The organism is Streptomyces sp. NPDC041940, assembly GCF_055589465.1.
On record NZ_JBVJBP010000001.1, the window covers coordinates 582830 to 597846 of the forward strand.

General features: G+C 71.5%; 17 protein-coding genes. 5 read left to right on the forward strand and 12 right to left on the reverse strand.

What is annotated here, in order from left to right:
- The 4 genes from htpX to glnA all read right to left on the reverse strand — a co-directional run bounded on the left by htpX (nucleotide 1) and on the right by glnA (nucleotide 3243).
- Nucleotides 1–918, reverse strand: coding sequence for a zinc metalloprotease HtpX (gene htpX / locus ACZ6I3_RS02495; RefSeq protein ID WP_469410999.1), 918 nt, complete (start codon nucleotides 916–918; stop codon nucleotides 1–3).
- Between the two features lie 97 nt (nucleotides 919–1015).
- On the reverse strand, nucleotides 1016–1387 hold the full coding sequence (locus ACZ6I3_RS02500) for a cupin domain-containing protein (protein ID WP_469411000.1): 372 nt from the start codon (nucleotides 1385–1387) through the stop codon (nucleotides 1016–1018).
- Between the two features lie 50 nt (nucleotides 1388–1437).
- Nucleotides 1438–1725, reverse strand: a complete 288-nt coding sequence (locus tag ACZ6I3_RS02505; protein ID WP_469411001.1) for an SCO2583/SCO2584 N-terminal domain-containing protein — start codon at nucleotides 1723–1725, stop codon at nucleotides 1438–1440.
- A 108-nt stretch (nucleotides 1726–1833) separates the two neighbouring features.
- Nucleotides 1834–3243: a type I glutamate--ammonia ligase gene (gene glnA / locus ACZ6I3_RS02510; RefSeq protein ID WP_376647837.1), complete on the reverse strand. Its 1410-nt coding sequence runs from the start codon at nucleotides 3241–3243 to the stop codon at nucleotides 1834–1836.
- Between the two features lie 210 nt (nucleotides 3244–3453).
- Here glnA and ACZ6I3_RS02515 point away from each other — a divergent pair, with 210 nt between their 5' ends.
- Nucleotides 3454–3921: an RDD family protein gene (locus ACZ6I3_RS02515; RefSeq protein ID WP_184596315.1), complete on the forward strand. Its 468-nt coding sequence runs from the start codon at nucleotides 3454–3456 to the stop codon at nucleotides 3919–3921.
- A gap of 91 nt (nucleotides 3922–4012) precedes the next feature.
- On the opposite strand, the gene ACZ6I3_RS02520 is transcribed toward ACZ6I3_RS02515, so the two are convergent.
- The 4 genes from ACZ6I3_RS02520 to lipB form a co-directional block, all read right to left on the reverse strand.
- Nucleotides 4013–4714, reverse strand: a complete 702-nt coding sequence (locus tag ACZ6I3_RS02520; RefSeq protein ID WP_469411002.1) for a DUF4191 domain-containing protein — start codon at nucleotides 4712–4714, stop codon at nucleotides 4013–4015.
- A 75-nt stretch (nucleotides 4715–4789) separates the two neighbouring features.
- Nucleotides 4790–5002 carry an SCO2195 family GlnR-regulated protein gene (locus tag ACZ6I3_RS02525; protein ID WP_469411003.1) on the reverse strand — a complete coding sequence of 71 codons (213 nt, stop codon included), beginning with the start codon at nucleotides 5000–5002 and terminating at the stop codon, nucleotides 4790–4792.
- Between the two features lie 261 nt (nucleotides 5003–5263).
- Nucleotides 5264–6229, reverse strand: a complete 966-nt coding sequence (gene lipA, locus ACZ6I3_RS02530) for a lipoyl synthase (RefSeq protein ID WP_469411004.1) — start codon at nucleotides 6227–6229, stop codon at nucleotides 5264–5266.
- 103 nt (nucleotides 6230–6332) lie between these two features.
- Nucleotides 6333–7133 carry a lipoyl(octanoyl) transferase LipB gene (gene lipB / locus ACZ6I3_RS02535; protein ID WP_469411005.1) on the reverse strand — a complete coding sequence of 267 codons (801 nt, stop codon included), beginning with the start codon at nucleotides 7131–7133 and terminating at the stop codon, nucleotides 6333–6335.
- Nucleotides 7134–7371: 238 nt separating this feature from the next.
- Here lipB and ACZ6I3_RS02540 point away from each other — a divergent pair, with 238 nt between their 5' ends.
- Entirely contained in the window at nucleotides 7372–8850 is a 1479-nt protein-coding gene (locus ACZ6I3_RS02540) for a regulator (RefSeq protein WP_469411006.1), read from the forward strand.
- 53 nt (nucleotides 8851–8903) lie between these two features.
- Here the strand turns inward: ACZ6I3_RS02540 and ACZ6I3_RS02545 are convergent, their stop codons facing one another.
- Nucleotides 8904–10310 (reverse strand): NAD(P)/FAD-dependent oxidoreductase, encoded by a 1407-nt coding sequence (locus tag ACZ6I3_RS02545; protein ID WP_469411007.1) that lies wholly within the window; start codon nucleotides 10308–10310, stop codon nucleotides 8904–8906.
- 236 nt (nucleotides 10311–10546) lie between these two features.
- On the reverse strand, nucleotides 10547–11443 hold the full coding sequence (locus ACZ6I3_RS02550; protein ID WP_469411008.1) for a TIGR01777 family oxidoreductase: 897 nt from the start codon (nucleotides 11441–11443) through the stop codon (nucleotides 10547–10549).
- A gap of 71 nt (nucleotides 11444–11514) precedes the next feature.
- Between ACZ6I3_RS02550 and ACZ6I3_RS02555 the strand changes: the two genes are divergently transcribed.
- Complete coding sequence (locus ACZ6I3_RS02555) at nucleotides 11515–12003, forward strand: GNAT family N-acetyltransferase (protein ID WP_469411009.1); 489 nt, start codon at nucleotides 11515–11517, stop codon at nucleotides 12001–12003.
- Nucleotides 12004–12010: 7 nt separating this feature from the next.
- Here the strand turns inward: ACZ6I3_RS02555 and ACZ6I3_RS02560 are convergent, their stop codons facing one another.
- Nucleotides 12011–13195 (reverse strand): MarP family serine protease, encoded by a 1185-nt coding sequence (locus ACZ6I3_RS02560; protein WP_469411010.1) that lies wholly within the window; start codon nucleotides 13193–13195, stop codon nucleotides 12011–12013.
- Between the two features lie 190 nt (nucleotides 13196–13385).
- Between ACZ6I3_RS02560 and ACZ6I3_RS02565 the strand changes: the two genes are divergently transcribed.
- Nucleotides 13386–14306, forward strand: coding sequence for a peptidoglycan recognition protein family protein (locus ACZ6I3_RS02565; RefSeq protein ID WP_469411011.1), 921 nt, complete (start codon nucleotides 13386–13388; stop codon nucleotides 14304–14306).
- The gene (locus tag ACZ6I3_RS02570) at nucleotides 14303–14497 is read left to right on the forward strand and encodes a hypothetical protein (RefSeq protein ID WP_469411012.1); all 195 of its coding nucleotides are present in this window, start codon (nucleotides 14303–14305) and stop codon (nucleotides 14495–14497) included. Before ACZ6I3_RS02565 ends, ACZ6I3_RS02570 begins: the two co-directional genes overlap by 4 nt.
- On the opposite strand, the gene ACZ6I3_RS02575 is transcribed toward ACZ6I3_RS02570, so the two are convergent.
- The gene (locus tag ACZ6I3_RS02575; RefSeq protein WP_382841116.1) at nucleotides 14487–15008 is read right to left on the reverse strand and encodes a DUF4240 domain-containing protein; all 522 of its coding nucleotides are present in this window, start codon (nucleotides 15006–15008) and stop codon (nucleotides 14487–14489) included. The genes ACZ6I3_RS02570 and ACZ6I3_RS02575 overlap by 11 nt on opposite strands.
- Between the last annotated feature and the right edge of the window lie 9 nt (nucleotides 15009–15017).

Consider the following 15017-nt stretch of genomic DNA (forward strand, 5'->3'; position numbering starts at 1 on the left):
TCACACCCCTCCGGGTGCCGCCGCCTCGCCCAGCTCGGCGGAGATCCGGCCCAGTTGGTCGAGACGCTGCTCCAGGCTCGGGTGGGTCGAGAAGAGCCGCGCGACACCGGGCTCGCGGCCCAGCGCCGGGGTGAAGTAGAAGGCGTTGAAGGCCTGGGCCGTGCGCAGGTCCTTCGTCGGGATGCGGGCGATGTCGCCGGAGACCTTGGTGAGGGCGGAGGCGAGCGCCGAGGGCCGGCCGGTGAGCAGCGCGGCGGCCCGGTCGGCGGCCAGTTCCCGGTACCGGGACAGGGCCCGGATCAGCAGGAAGCTGATCGCGTACACGGCGGCGGCCACCCCCATCACCGCGGCGAAGACCGCGGCCGTGTTCTGGTCCCTCCTGGCCCCGCCGAACAGCTGCGAGTAGAAGGCGAATCGCACGATCAACCCCGCGATCACCCCCAGAAAGGACGCGACCGTGATCACGGCGACGTCCTTGTGCGCCACATGCGACAGCTCGTGTGCGAGGACGCCCTCCAGCTCGGCCGGCTCCAGCCGCCGCAGCAGCCCGGTCGTCACACAGACCACGGCGTGGTCGGGGTTCCGCCCGGTCGCGAACGCGTTCGGCATGTCCATCTCGGACACGGCCACCACCGGCTTGGGCATGTCCGCGATGGCACACAGCCGGTCCACGACCCCGTGCAGCCCGGGAAACTCCTCCCGCTCCACGACCCGCCCGCGCATGGCGTACAGCGCGATCCGGTCCGAGAACCAGTACTGAGCCCCCAGCAGCCCCGCCGCGACCACCACGACCAGCACCCAGGACTTCAGCAGCACGATCAACGCCGCGACGAACCCCACGTACAACAACCCGAGCAGGAACAGCGTGATCCCCATACGGGTGGTCAACCGCCGGTCGCTCCGGAAGCGGCTGTGCATCTGCATCACCCCGCAGTCAGGCACTCGTCCCACTGCCAGTGTGCACCCGGCCCCGCCCATGAACGGGTCGTGATCACCCCCAGGACAGGCAAAGGCGTCAGCCGCCCGCGTCCACCGCGTACCCCGGCACGGACGGCCACCGAACGGTCAGCACCACCGACTCCTCCTCCGCGACCCAGGCGTGATCGACCCCGCGCCCCCACACGACGTAGTCCCCCTGCCGCTCCAGCAGCACACCGCGCCCGGGAAGCTCCACCCGGAACCGCCCGCTGATCAGCACCAGCAACGCGGTCCGCTCCTCACCCCGCACCCACTCGGCCCGCTCGTCACCCCGGGGATGAACCCCCCACTTGATCTCCACGGCCTCGCTGCGCCGGGGGTCCCCGACGTCCTTGAAGTGCCCGAGGATCCACCCACGGTCCAGCGCGGCGTCCTTGCCCGCGTTGCCCACATACACACTGTCGTCCACGCCCGGGGACGCTAGCAGCCGCCTGGCCGGCCCTCTCGGCGCACGCTCCGCTACGGCGTCCGGAAGTTGATGTACCCCAGCAGCACGATCACCGCCGCCACACAGCCGAACACCACGGCCGTGGAGATCCACGACGAGCGGTGGGGGGAGCGGGAGCGTGAGCGGCGGCCGCGTGAGCGGTGGTCGGGGTCGGGGCGGAACGGCACGGGGCCGGGAGGGTTGTGCTTCCAGCGCGCGGCGAGCATACGGGCCCGGGCCGAGGGCTCCTTGTGCTCGGCGTCGTCCGCCCATCTGAGGTCGAACTCGCGCTCCTGGCCGTCCTGTTCGTGCTCCGACATGCCCACTCCACCCCCGTGTGGTCCTGTCAGCAGAATAGAACATACGACCGCGCCCCCGCTGCCGGTACGGCGGCGGGGGCGCGGCGTGATGCCTCGATCAGGCGTCGATCACACGTCGAAGTACAGCTCGAACTCGTGCGGGTGCGGACGCAGCTGCAGCGGCGCGATCTCGTTGGCGCGCTTGTAGTCGATCCACGTCTCGATCAGGTCCGGCGTGAAGACGTCGCCCGCGAGCAGGAACTCGTGGTCGGCCTCCAGGCGGTCGAGGACGGCCGGGAGGGAGGTCGGGACCTGCGGGACGCCCGCGTGCTCCTCGGGGGCGAGCTCGTAGAGGTCCTTGTCGATCGGCTCGGCCGGCTCGATCTTGTTCTTGATGCCGTCCAGGCCCGCGAGGAGCAGCGCCGAGAAGGCCAGGTACGGGTTGCCGGAGGAGTCGGGCGCGCGGAACTCGACGCGCTTGGCCTTCGGGTTCGAGCCCGTGATCGGGATACGCATGGCCGCGGAGCGGTTGCGCTGCGAGTACACGAGGTTGACCGGCGCCTCGAAGCCCGGCACCAGGCGGTGGTACGAGTTCACCGTCGGGTTGGTGAAGGCCAGCAGCGACGGGGCGTGCTTGAGGATGCCGCCGATGTAGTAACGGGCGGTGTCCGACAGGCCCGCGTATCCGGCCTCGTCGTAGAAGAGCGGCTGGCCGCCCGTCCACAGCGACTGGTGGACGTGCATGCCCGAGCCGTTGTCACCGAAGATCGGCTTCGGCATGAAGGTCGCCGTCTTGCCGTTCTGCCACGCCACGTTCTTCACGATGTACTTGAAGAGCTGCAGGTCGTCGGCCGCGGCGAGCAGCGTGTTGAACTTGTAGTTGATCTCGGCCTGGCCGGCGGTGCCCACCTCGTGGTGCTGGCGCTCGACCTGAAGGCCGGCCCGGTCCAGCTCCAGGGAGATCTGGGCACGCAGGTCGGCGAAGTGGTCGACCGGCGGGACCGGGAAGTAGCCGCCCTTGTAGCGGACCTTGTAACCACGGTTGTTCTCGACGGCACCGGTGTTCCAGGCGCCGGCCTCGGAGTCGATGTGGTAGAAGGACTCGTTCGCGCTGGTCGCGAAGCGGACGCTGTCGAAGACGTAGAACTCGGCCTCCGGACCGAAGTACGCCGTGTCGGCGATCCCGGTGGAGGCGAGGTAGGCCTCGGCCTTCTTCGCCACGTTGCGCGGGTCACGGGAGTACTGCTCACCCGTGATCGGGTCGTGGATGAAGAAGTTGATGTTGACCGTCTTGTCGCGGCGGAACGGGTCGACGCGCGCGGTGGACAGGTCGGCGCGGAGCGCCATGTCGGACTCGTGAATGGCCTGGAAGCCGCGGATGGAGGAGCCGTCGAAGGCGAGCTCCTCGGCCGGGTCGAAGGCCGATGCGGGGATCGTGAAGTGCTGCATCACGCCCGGCAGGTCACAGAAGCGGACGTCGATGAACTTGACGTCCTCGTCCGCGATGAACTTCTTGGCCTCGTCGGCGTTCTGGAACATCCAGCTCCTCCTACTCCCGACCGTCCCGCCGGGGTGGTAGTTCGTTCGTGCTGCCAGTGCGGGTGGCACACGCTGACGTAGACCCTAGGGACGGGTGATTTCTCTGGCGTGACTCATTTGTTTCGCACAAGTTAACCGGCTCACCCTCCACCGTAGCCCGACCACACCCCGCCGTGCCCTGGTCATTTACGGGCGCAGTACCGTGGACGGGTGGACAACAGGCAAGCACTCGGATCGTGGCTTTCCGGGCCCCGCGCGGCCGCGGAAGAGGCCGGTGTCGACTTCGGATACCGGGGCGAGCAGCTCGGTCTGCCCGAGGAGGGACCCGGCTCGATCGCCCGTCCGGGGCGCCGGCTCGGCGCCCTCGCCGTGGACTGGGGTCTGAGTCTCCTGATCGCATACGGTCTCATCACGCAGAGCTACAACGAAGCGGCCCAGATCTGGGCGCCGCTCATCCTGTTCGCCCTCATGGTGCTCACGGTCGGCACGGTCGGCTTCACCCCGGGCAAGCGGCTCCTCGGCCTGCGGGTGCTCGCCCTGGACACCGGCCGCGTCAGCCCCTGGCGCACCCTCCTGCGCACGGTCCTGCTCTTCCTCGCGATCCCCGCCCTGATCTGGGACCGCGACGGCCGCGGTCTGCACGACCGGCTGGCGGGCACGGTCGAGGTCCGCATCTAGCGACCCGAGGACCTCTCGCTGGTCCTTTCACTGACGACGAAGGGGCGCCCGGTGATCCGGGCGCCCCTTCGTCGTCAGCGTGTGAGGAGTGTCAGCGGGCCTTCGGCCCGCCCTTCGGCAGCTTCATGCCCTTCGGCATGGGCCCCTTCGGCAGCGGCATGTTGCTCATCAGGTCGCCGAGGGCGCGCAGCCGGTCGTTCGTGGCCGTGACCTGCGGTCCGGTCAGCACGCGCGGCAGCTTCAGCATGGTCGTCCGCAGCTTCTTCAGGTCGACCTGGCCCTCGCCCGTGCCCACCACCAGGTCGTGCACGGGCACGTCCGCGACGATGCGGTTCATCTTCTTCTTCTCGGCGGCGAGGAGGGACTTCACCCGGTTCGGGTTGCCCTCGGCCACCAGGACGATGCCGGCCTTGCCGACCGCGCGGTGCACCACGTCCTGGCTGCGGTTCATCGCCACCGCGGGGGTCGTCGTCCAGCCCCGGCCGACGTTGTCGAGCACCGCCGCCGCGGCGCCGGGCTGTCCCTCCATCTGCCCGAAGGCCGCTCGCTCGGCCCGGCGCCCGAACACGATCGCCGACGCGAGGAAGGCGAGCAGGAGGCCCAGGATGCCGAGATAGATGGGGTGACCGATCAAGAAACCGATCGCGAGGAAGACACCGAAGGTGACGATGCCGACTGCCGCGAGTACAAGACCGATCTTCTTGTCGGCCCTGCGGGTCATCTTGTAGGTCAGAGCGATCTGCTTCAGTCGCCCGGAGTTCGCAGCGTCCGCTGCAGGTTCCTTCCTCGCCATGCCACGAAGTCTACGTGGCCCCACAAGCGCCGACGACGGCAGTGCCCGCGGGGGCCCATGGGGGAGGGCCCGGCCTCAGGGGCGGACGGAGACGGACCGGGAAACGGACTGGTCGAGGACGCGCTGCGTCTCGACGCGGTCCTTGGCGCGACGGCGGTCCTCCAGCACGGAGGTCCACGCGTTGCGGCGGGCGGTGCGGTGACCGCTGCTCATCAGCAGCGACTCGACGGCACGCAGTGCGGTGGTGAAGGACGGAATCGCGGTGGCGCGGACCGGCGCGGCCTGCATGGGTGAGGTCCCCCCTCGGTATGGGTGTACGTGCTGTGAGTTCAGCGTCACTGATTGGTGTTACCAGGGCGTGACCGGCCGGTCAAACACCCATGAAGCCCCGGTGGGGACTGGTGAAACGCCGACGCGGTCCTGACATGTGCCCTCATCTGCGAGGACGGTCAGGACCGCGTCGAATCGGCCGCTACTGGTGAGTAGCGTCTTGTGCGGGAATTCACACGCTTGTCCCGCCCTGTGGTGGGCGGGGGTGGTGACGATGCGTCAGACGGCCTGGGCCGCGATGCGCGCGTCCCGCTGCTCCATGGCCATCTTGAAGAGCCGTCCCGCGCGGTACGAGGAGCGCACCAGCGGGCCGGACATCACACCGGAGAAGCCGATCTGCTCGGCCTCCTGCTGCAGTTCCACGAACTCGTGGGGCTTCACCCAGCGCTCCACGGGGTGGTGGCGCACTGAGGGCCGCAGGTACTGCGTGATGGTGACCAGCTCGCAGCCCGCGTCGTGCAGCTGCTTGAGCGCGTCGCTGACCTCCTCGCGGGTCTCGCCCATGCCGAGGATCAGGTTCGACTTGGTGACGAGGCCGTAGTCGCGGGCCTCGGTGATGACCTTCAGGGAGCGCTCGTAGCGGAAGCCGGGGCGGATGCGCTTGAAGATGCGCGGGACCGTCTCGACGTTGTGTGCGAAGACCTCGGGGCGGGAGGAGAAGACCTCCGCCAGCTGCTCCGGGACGGCGTTGAAGTCGGGCGCGAGCAGCTCGACCTTCGTCCGGCCCTCCTCGCGGCCCGCCGTCTGCTGGTGGATCTGGCGGACCGTCTCGGCGTAGAGCCAGGCGCCGCCGTCCTCCAGGTCGTCGCGGGCGACGCCGGTGATCGTGGCGTAGTTCAGGTCCATCGTGACCACGGACTCACCGACCCGGCGCGGCTCGTCGCGGTCGAGCGCCTCGGGCTTGCCGGTGTCGATCTGGCAGAAGTCGCAGCGCCGGGTGCACTGGTCGCCGCCGATGAGGAAGGTCGCCTCGCGGTCCTCCCAGCACTCGTAGATGTTGGGGCAGCCGGCTTCCTGGCAGACCGTGTGCAGGCCCTCGCTCTTCACGAGGTTCTGCATCTTGGTGTACTCGGGACCCATTTTCGCCCGGGTCTTGATCCACTCGGGCTTGCGCTCGATGGGGGTCTGGCTGTTGCGGACCTCCAGGCGCAGCATCTTGCGTCCGTCGGGTGCGACTGCGGACACGACCGGCTCCCTAGCGATTGATTCTTCGGCGCCCTCTAGGGTACGCCCGTTGATTTGAAAGCCTGCGTGGGTGCTAGCCCCTCTAGCTCCTGCGCGGGCCGATTTATGCCGCCGGCGTCTTCTCGATCTCCCGCGGCTTCAGGTCCGCGTTCTCCAGTACGTCCCTCAGATGCCGCTCGACGACCGGCAGCGTGTCGGCGATCGTCACGTCGCGGCCGAGTTCGTTCGCCAGGGACGCGACGCCCGCGTCGCGGATGCCGCAGGGGATGATCCGGTCGAACCACTTGTTGTCGGGGTTCACGTTGAGCGCGAAGCCGTGCATGGTGACGCCCTTGGCCACGCGGATGCCGATCGCGGCGATCTTGCGGTCCTCGCGGCGCTGGCCCGCGTTGGACGGGGCGTACTCCGGGCCGTCCAGGCGCGGGTCGAACTCCTCGTCGTGCAGCCGCGGGTCGAAGTCCAGGGCCAGCCCGCCGAGCGCGGGGCGCTGCTCGACCGGGTCGCCCAGGACCCACACGCCGCTGCGGCCCTCGATCCGGGTGGTCTCCAGGCCGAACTCCGCGCAGGTGAGGATCAGGGCCTCTTCGAGGCGGCGTACGTGCGCCACGACGTCCACCGGGCGGGGAAGCTTCTGGATCGGGTAGCCCACCAGCTGGCCGGGGCCGTGCCAGGTGATCTTGCCGCCGCGGTCCACGTCGACGACCGGCGTGCCGTCCAGGGGCCGCTCGTTGTCCGCCGTGCGCCGGCCCGCGGTGTAGACCGGGGGGTGCTCCAGGAGCAGGACCGTGTCGGAGATCTCGTCGGCGAACCGCGCCGCGTGCACCCGGCGCTGCTCGTCCCAGGCCTCCTGGTACTCGACGGCCTCGTCACCGAACCCCATGCGGACGAACCGCAACCCACTCACGGCAAGCGCCTCCCTCGGACAGGTGTGTCAGACACGTATCGCGCCCAAGCCACTGTACGTCCGGCCCGCACACGTCAGTCCCGGGGCCAATCCTCACACGATCGGATGAATGTCCGCCAAAATGTGTGATGGGGTGCTTACTCTCCGCTACATTCGCGCCGTCCAGCAAGCCAAAAGGCCTGCTCACACGCAATCCGGCACCGCACCGACACCGGAAGGCAGGAGACCGCACCGCACCATGACGGAACGACCCGCGCAGCGCACCCCCAACCGACAGCTCGCCGCGCTCATCGCAGAAGCGGGGTTCTCCAACGCGGGACTCGCCCGTCGCGTGGACCAGCTCGGTCTCGAACACGGGCTCGACTTGAGATACGACAAGACCTCCGTCACCCGGTGGCTGCGCGGCCAGCAGCCCCGCGGCACCACGCCCGCGCTCATCGCCGAGGTCTTCACCCGGCGCCTGGGCCGCCGCCTCACCGCCCAGGACCTCGGCCTGGACGCCTGCGCCCCCGTCTACGCGGGGCTGGAGTTCGCGGCCGCCCCCGAGGAGGCCGTCGACATCGTCAGCGGGCTGTGGCGCAAGGACTCCGGCAGCCACGCCGAGCTGCGCAAGATCGCCTTCACCCCGGCCGGGCTCGTCGTGCCGAGCCGGGACTGGCTGATCGGGCGGGCCGACGAGAAGGTCGCCCGGGGCGAGCCGCCCGCCGCCCGCATCCCGGCGCAGGGCCGCGTCCCCGTCCGGCTCCCGGCGATGGACGGCCCGGGCGTACCGTCCCTGCCCCGCCAGCGCGGCCAGGCCGAGCGCGGCCCCGGCCAGAAGGTGACCGGCGGCGACATCGCCGCCCTGCGCTCGGTGGGCGAGCTGTTCCGCACCCTCGACGACGCCTACGGCGGCGGTCACGCCCGCCAGGCCCTGGTGCGCTATCTGGAGCACGAGTGCGAGCCGATGCTGCGCGGCACCTACGGCGAGCAGACCGGCCGCCGGCTGTTCGCCGCCGCCGCCGACCTGACCCGGCTCGCGGGCTGGACGTCGTACGACATCGCCGCGCACGGACTCGCCCAGCGCTACTTCGTGCAGGCGCTCCGGCTCGCCCAGGCGGCCGGGGACCGGACGTACGGGGCGTATGTGCTGGTCACCATGAGCCGGCAGGCCGTCTACCTCGGGCACGGGCGGGAGGCCGTGCAGCTCGCCCGCGTGGCACAGCAGGGCGTCGGCACCTCGGCCCCGCCCGTCGTGCAGACGCTGCTGCACGCCTCCGAGGCGCGTGGGCACGGGGTGCTCGGCGAGGTCCGGGCCTGCACCGCGGCCCTGGTCCGCGCCGAGCGCGCCCTGGAGACGGCCCGGCCCGGGGACGACGTACCGCACTGGGCGAAGTTCTTCGACGAGGCCCAGCTCGCCGACGAGTTCGGCCACTGCCACCGCGACCTGCAGCAGTTCCGCGCCGCAGCCCAGCACGCGGAACGCTCCCTGCAACTACGCGCCCCCTCCTACGCCCGCAGCCGCCTCTTCTGCCGCGTCGTCCTGGCCACCGCACGCCTGGGCCTGGGCGAACTCGACCAGGCCTGCCAGCTGGGAGCGGAGGCGGCGGGCCAGGCCGCCGAGATGCGCTCGGTGAGGGCGGTGGAGTATGTCAGAGACTTCGAACGAAGGCTGGAGCCCTATAGGGACGCGGCCCCGGTGCGGAGCTACCGCGACAAGGTAGCGGCCCTTCTTTAGGGGCGCGGGGAACTGCGCGAACAACCCCCGCGCACCCGCAGCCGACGAATCACCTATGCAGCCCGAGGAACAGTCGGCAGCGGATCGGCAACATGCATCGACCGCCCCGCCCCCAAGTCCGCCAAAATCGCCGCCGAAGCCCGATGTCCAGAGTGCAAAGCCCCCTGGACCGTACTGGTATCCCGGTGATCCCCACACACATACAGCCCGGCGATCAACCGCACCGGCCGCCGCAGATCATGCGGCGGCCGCATCGCCGGCACAGCCTCCACCGTCCGGTGCACGGCCAGCGTCTCCCACCGAGCCGTCGGCATCCCGTACAACCGCGCCAAGTGCATCCGCACCGCCGTGTCGACATCCCCCGGCGCCCGCCCCAGCACCGTCGAGGACACCAGCGCCCGCCCGGCCGGCGCCCGGGACGGATCGACATGACTCACCACCGCCGTATGCGCGACGGGCCCGCCGAGATCCGCGTCGAGCAGCAGCGACGCCCCCGTCTCCGGCGGCTCGTCGGTCGTGTGATGCACCACGGTCACCGGGTGGAACTCCGGCACCCGCAGCCCGGGCAGCAGCTCGGCGGCGGCCCGGGCATCGGTCGCCACCAGCACCGCCCGGCAGCGGATCTCGCCGTGCTCGGCGGTGGTCACCGAGGTCGTGGAGACGGAGGTGACGCGCACGCCGGTGTGCACGGTGCCCGGCGGCAGCGTGCGGGCCAGCTGCTCCGGCAGGGCCTCGGCGCCGCCCTCCGGCACACAGAGCCGGCCGCTCGCGAAAGCCCGCAGCGCCAGGTCGGCGCACCGGCTGGACGTGGTCAGGTCCGGGTCGCACAGCAGGGCGGCGAGCAGCGGACGCAGGAAGCCGTCGATCGTACGGGCGGGCAGCCCGCGCGCCGCCAGGGCCTCACCGGCGGGCCGCTCCGGGCGGGCCAGCAGCCGTTCGGCCGGGGTGCTCGCCAGCCGGGTGAGGGCGGCACCCAGCCGGGCCTGGTCGACGGCCGTGCCGAGCGGGGCGCCGGACCGGCTCCGGGGCACGGAGACCTGTCGGCCCGGTACCGCCACCGGCCTCCTGGGCGGCCTGGGTGCGACGGGCGACCGGGGAGCGCTCGCCAGGGCGCGCACCGCGTGGAGTGCGCCCCGCGCGCCCCCCGCGCCCGGCTGGACGCCCGCGCGATGGTGGCGTCCGTCGCCGTGCAGCAGGACACCGGGCGCGAAGGGGCGCAGTACCAGCCCGCCCAGGCCTGGTGTCCGCTGTAGTTCCGGATACGCGGTGGACAGCAACTGGCCGATCCTGTCGAGCCGGAAGCCGTCGACCTTCTCCGTCGCCATGCGGCCGCCGACGCCGTGGGCGGCCTCCAGGACCATGGTCGTCACTCCTGCGCGGGTGAGCCGGTTCGCGGCCGAGAGTCCGGCGACCCCGGCCCCCACGACGACCACGTCCGCCTGGTACGCGGGCTCAAGCACGTGCCCCTCCTCGAGGTTGCGCGGGCGCTGGAGACGTCATGCCCTCAACAGGCCGCAGGGATACGCGAGTTCTGGTCGAGGGTAGGGCTGTGATCGGTCAAATGGGGTCGCGCATCAACAGGGCACGGTCGCACGGCGGTCGCATACGGATGCCTTGTGGGCATGAAGTGGTCGCAGACTGCTTGTGGGTGACTCGAGGAGCTGTCGCGGAACGGCCGGGACCCGTACCGGACCCGTCACAGAGCCGCCCGGATCGCCCCCTCGATCTCCGGGAAGGCGAACCGGAAGCCCGACTCCAGCAGCCGTGTCGGCAGCACCCGGGCGCTGCCGAGCACGTCCCCGGCCATCTCGCCGAGCACGCTCCGCAGGACGGGCGCGGGCACGGCGAAAAGCGTCGGGCGGCGCAGCACGCGTCCCATCGCCGCGACGATCTCACGGTTCGTCAGAGGATTCGGGGCGGTGAGGTTGAACGGCCCGGACAGACCGTCGGTCTCGATGAGATGCCGGATCGCGGCGACCTCGTCGTGCAGCGCGATGAACGACCAGTACTGCCGCCCGTCGCCCATCCGCCCGCCCAGTCCCGCCTGGAACAGCGGGAACAGCCGCCCCCACGCACCGCCCTCGCGGGACACCACCAGGCCGGTCCGCGTGAACACCGTGCGCACACCGGCCTCCTGGGCCGGTGCCGTGGCGCCCTCCCACTCCACGCACAGCGAGGGCAGGAAGCCCTCACCCGCCGGAGCGCTCTCGTCGACGGCCCGGTCCCCGGTCTCGCCGTAGTAGCCCATGGCGCTGCCGTTCACGAAGACCCGCGGCCGGTCCTTCTCGTCCAGCGAGGCGACGGCCTCGGCGAGCGCCGCCGTGCCGTTCACCCGGCTGTCGCGGATCCGCCGCTTGTAGGCGTCCGTCCAGCGGCGGTCGCCGACCCCGGCCCCCGCCAGGTTCACCACCCCGTGGCACCCGGCGAGCCCGGCCGCGTCCACCCGCCCGCCCTCCGGGTCCCAGCGGACCTCGTCCGCCGCCCGGCGCTCATGGCGCACCAGGCGCACCACCTCGTGCCCGTCCGCGGTCAGGGACCGCACCAGAGCGCTGCCGATCAGACCGGAGGCGCCGGTCACCGCGATGCGTCGCATGGCTCAATCTTGCCGGTCGCGCCCGTAAAAGCCTCGTCGGGAACCGGCCTCGCCGACATAACGTGACCGCCATGCCGACTCCGCACATACGACCCGCACGGCCCGACGACGGGGAGGAGCTCGGGCGGCTCGACCGCGCCGCCTGGTCGCCCCTGCACGCCGTGATGCCCGAGCCCCAGCCGCCGTACCCGCCCTTCTTCAACGAGCGGCACGCGCCCGAGGACTGCCTCGTCGCCGAGGTCGGCGACCTCCTCGCGGGCTATGTCCACCTCGGCTTCCCCACCCCGGTCGACGCCAACCGGCACGTCCGCCAGATCCAGGGCCTGGCCGTCGGCGAACACGCGCGCGGCCGGGGCGTCGGGCGGGCGCTGGTCCGCGCCGCCGTCGACGAGGCCCGCCGGCGCGGCGCCCGCCGCCTCACCCTGCGCGTCCTCGCCCACAACCTTCCGGCCCGGGGGCTCTACGAGTCCGAGGGGTTCGTGGTGGAGGGGATCCTGCCCGAGGAGTTCCTGCTCGACGGGACGTACGTCGACGACGTACTGATGGGGCACACCCTCTGAGCCGGCCCTACGACGCGGCCAGCTCGCCCGTGTCCACCGGAGCCGTCGCGTCCGCCGCCCGGCGCGCGTCGGCGGCGACCTCGGCCGCCGTCAGGACGTAACCGGTCTCGGCGTCCGAGGTGGAGCGGGCGAAGACCACGCCGTAGACCCGGCCGTCGGTGGTGAGGAGCGGGCCGCCGGAGTTGCCGGGGCGGACGGTGGAGCGGATCGAGTAGATCTCGCGGGTGACCGTCCCGTCGTTGTAGATGTTCTGGCCCGTCGCCCGCACGCGGTTCGCGACCGTCGCCCCCTGGAGGTTCAGGTCGCCGTCCTGCGGATAGCCCGCGACGACCGCCGAGTCGCCGCGCTCCGCCGCGTCGTCGAACCGCAGCACCGGCGCCCTGAGACCCGGCACGTACAGCACGGCCACGTCCTTCTGCGAGTCGAAGAGCACCACCCGCGCCTCGTACGTCCGCCCGACCCCGCCGATCTGCACGGTCGGCTCGTCGATGCCGGCCACCACATGGGCGTTGGTCATCACGTGCTCCCGGGAGTACACGAACCCGCTGCCCTCGCGGCCCTGGGTGCCTGCCACGCCCTCGACCTTCACCGTGCTCCGCTTGGCGGCGTCGGTGGCGGCCGCGGTGACGCTGTCACCGGAGGGTGCGGCGACCTCGGCGGTCGACTCGTTCTCGAACGGGTTGAAGACCTGCGGGAAGCCCGCCTGGGTCAGCGCGGAGGTGGCCCCCGAGAACCAGTCCGGGGTGGTCTCCGGCATCGTCCGCTGCACGGCGTCGAGCAGCCGCGAGTCCCGGATCGCCGAGGTGACCAGCGGTGACGAGGACACGCCCAGGACGCTCGCGGCCACCCACGCCACGATCAGCACGGCGACGGCGTTGGCCACGGCCCCGCCGATCCCGTCCGCCACTCTGAGCGGCCCTCTGTCCAGCTCCCGCCGCAGCCGCAGCGCGAGGCGTCCCGCCAGCTCGTGCCCCACCACCGCCGGGAGCAGCACCGTGAACACCGCTGTCAGCGTCGCCCCCGTCGTGCCCGGCGTCACCAGGTCCATCACCCACGGCAGGACCCACACGCCGATGGCCGCGCCGCCCACGAAGCCCGCCAGTGACACACAGCCGGCCACCAGCCCGCGCCGGTACCCGGACGCCGCATAGGCCAGGACGACCAGCAACAGCAGGATGTCGAGCAGGTCCACGCACGCCGCCTTTCATTCGGAACCCCTTAGTACGTGGGGGGAGGGCCCGGTGATCAGTCACACGCGCGTGGATGATCAGAACCGGCCACGCGTCCGTGCACCTGGAAAAACGTCGCGGACCGTGACGATGGTTCCACCGGGTGGCACATCACACATCGCGGACGGACCGGATCGGGTCGACAGTGAGCACATGCGTGTCTTCCGAAGACGGCAGGGTGCGCGCAGGCACCGCGCCGCCAGGACACCCGGCATAGCCGGACTGCCGCGCGCCGCCCGGGTGGGCCTCGGCTGCCTGCCGGGCCTGAGTGCCGCCGTGGCACTGGTGCTGTGCGCCTACGGCGTCGAGAACGCCGCCGACAGCGCCCCCGAGCCGGCTGCGGCCCGCCCCACCGCCAAGCCCCACACCGCCCCCCGGCCGCACATCGTGCCCCGAGCGCACTGGCTGGGCGACGCCGCCCGCAGGCAGCCGCGCCCCCGCTACGACGACCGGGTCGGCGCCGTGTTCGTCCACCACACCGACACGCCCAACGGCTACGACTGCGCCGACGCGCCCCGCATCATCCGGGACGTGTACACCGGCCAGACCGGCACCCGCGACTGGGACGACATCGGCTACAACTTCGTCGTCGACCGCTGCGGCACCATCTACGAGGGCCGCGCCGGCGGCGTCGAGCGTGCCGTCACCGGCGCCCACACCCAGGGCTTCAACCACGGCACCACGGGCATCGCCGCCCTCGGTACCTTCACCGAAGGCCTGCCCGTGCCGCAGGCCATGATCCACGCCATCGCCGCGCTGTCCGCCTGGAAACTGGGCCTGTCCGGCACCGACCCCCGGGCCAGCGTCCGCCTGGTCTCCAGCAACGGCCTGAGCCGGTACGCGGCCGGCACCTCCGCGAAACTCCCCGCCCTCGCGGGCCACAACGACGGCTACATGACCAGCTGTCCCGGCGCCGCCCTGCACGCCCGCCTGCCGGAGATCAGAGAGCTGGCGGCCCGTCTGCAACACCGGCCCAAGGACCCACAGCAGGGCCACAGCCGGCGCGCAGCGTCCTCAGATCACGGCGCCCTACGGTCACCCACACAGGCAGCCGACCGGAGGTGGGGACCATGAACGACGGCCGTACGAAGAACCCGCACACCTGGATCACGGCCACGCGCGGCCCCTGGGCGGTGCTCTGCGCGGCCGCGACCGTCGTCCTGGGCCCGGCGGCGGCCACCGCGTCCGCCCTCGACCAGGCCAACGCGGCCCCGCTGTACCACGCGGTGAAGAGCGACACCCGGACCCTGGCGGTCAGCCCCTGAAGCGCTCCCACAGCCGGGGATAGCGCTCGGCGAGGAGCCGCTCGTTCTCGAAGTCGAGCGACGTGCCCTCCGGCTCCGGGGGCGCCGGCGGGATCTCCAGATCCGGGGCGACCACGCCGGTGAGCTGCTCGTAGGCCTCGTCCGCCGCGTAGCCGAGTTCCTCGCCGTCGCCGTCGATCTCCTCGTCGAACTCGCCCAGCAGCTCGGCGAGCGAGTCCGGCTCGTGCACGGCGCCCTCGAAGACATGGCGGCCCTGGCCGATCAGCCAGCACCGGAAGAAGTCGAAGGCGTCGTCGCTCGCCCCGTCGAGCAGCACCCAGGCGGCGCCCCACAGGTCCCACCGGTAGGCGCGGTTGTAGCGCGACTCGAAGTGACGGGCGAAGTCCAGGACCGAGTCCGGGTCCAGCTGCGAGAGCCGCTCCACGAGCAGGTCGGCCTGTTCCTCCGGGTCGCCTTCGGCGGCCTCGCGAGAGTCGTCCACCAGCTCCCAGAACTCCGTCTCGTCCATCACGGGTCAAGC

Excerpts from the sequence above, each read along its gene's own strand:
- ACZ6I3_RS02540 (WP_469411006.1), top strand. The coding sequence starts at position 7,372 with ATGACGGAACGACCCGCGCAGCGCACCCCCAACCGACAGCTCGCCGCG.
- glnA (WP_376647837.1), bottom strand. The coding sequence starts at position 3,243 with ATGTTCCAGAACGCCGACGAGGCCAAGAAGTTCATCGCGGACGAGGAC.
- ACZ6I3_RS02550 (WP_469411008.1), bottom strand. The coding sequence starts at position 11,443 with ATGCGACGCATCGCGGTGACCGGCGCCTCCGGTCTGATCGGCAGCGCT.
- ACZ6I3_RS02570 (WP_469411012.1), top strand. The coding sequence starts at position 14,303 with ATGAACGACGGCCGTACGAAGAACCCGCACACCTGGATCACGGCCACG.
- ACZ6I3_RS02505 (WP_469411001.1), bottom strand. The coding sequence starts at position 1,725 with ATGTCGGAGCACGAACAGGACGGCCAGGAGCGCGAGTTCGACCTCAGA.
- ACZ6I3_RS02520 (WP_469411002.1), bottom strand. The coding sequence starts at position 4,714 with ATGGCGAGGAAGGAACCTGCAGCGGACGCTGCGAACTCCGGGCGACTG.
- ACZ6I3_RS02555 (WP_469411009.1), top strand. The coding sequence starts at position 11,515 with ATGCCGACTCCGCACATACGACCCGCACGGCCCGACGACGGGGAGGAG.
- ACZ6I3_RS02525 (WP_469411003.1), bottom strand. The coding sequence starts at position 5,002 with ATGCAGGCCGCGCCGGTCCGCGCCACCGCGATTCCGTCCTTCACCACC.
- htpX (WP_469410999.1), bottom strand. The coding sequence starts at position 918 with ATGCACAGCCGCTTCCGGAGCGACCGGCGGTTGACCACCCGTATGGGG.
- ACZ6I3_RS02565 (WP_469411011.1), top strand. The coding sequence starts at position 13,386 with ATGCGTGTCTTCCGAAGACGGCAGGGTGCGCGCAGGCACCGCGCCGCC.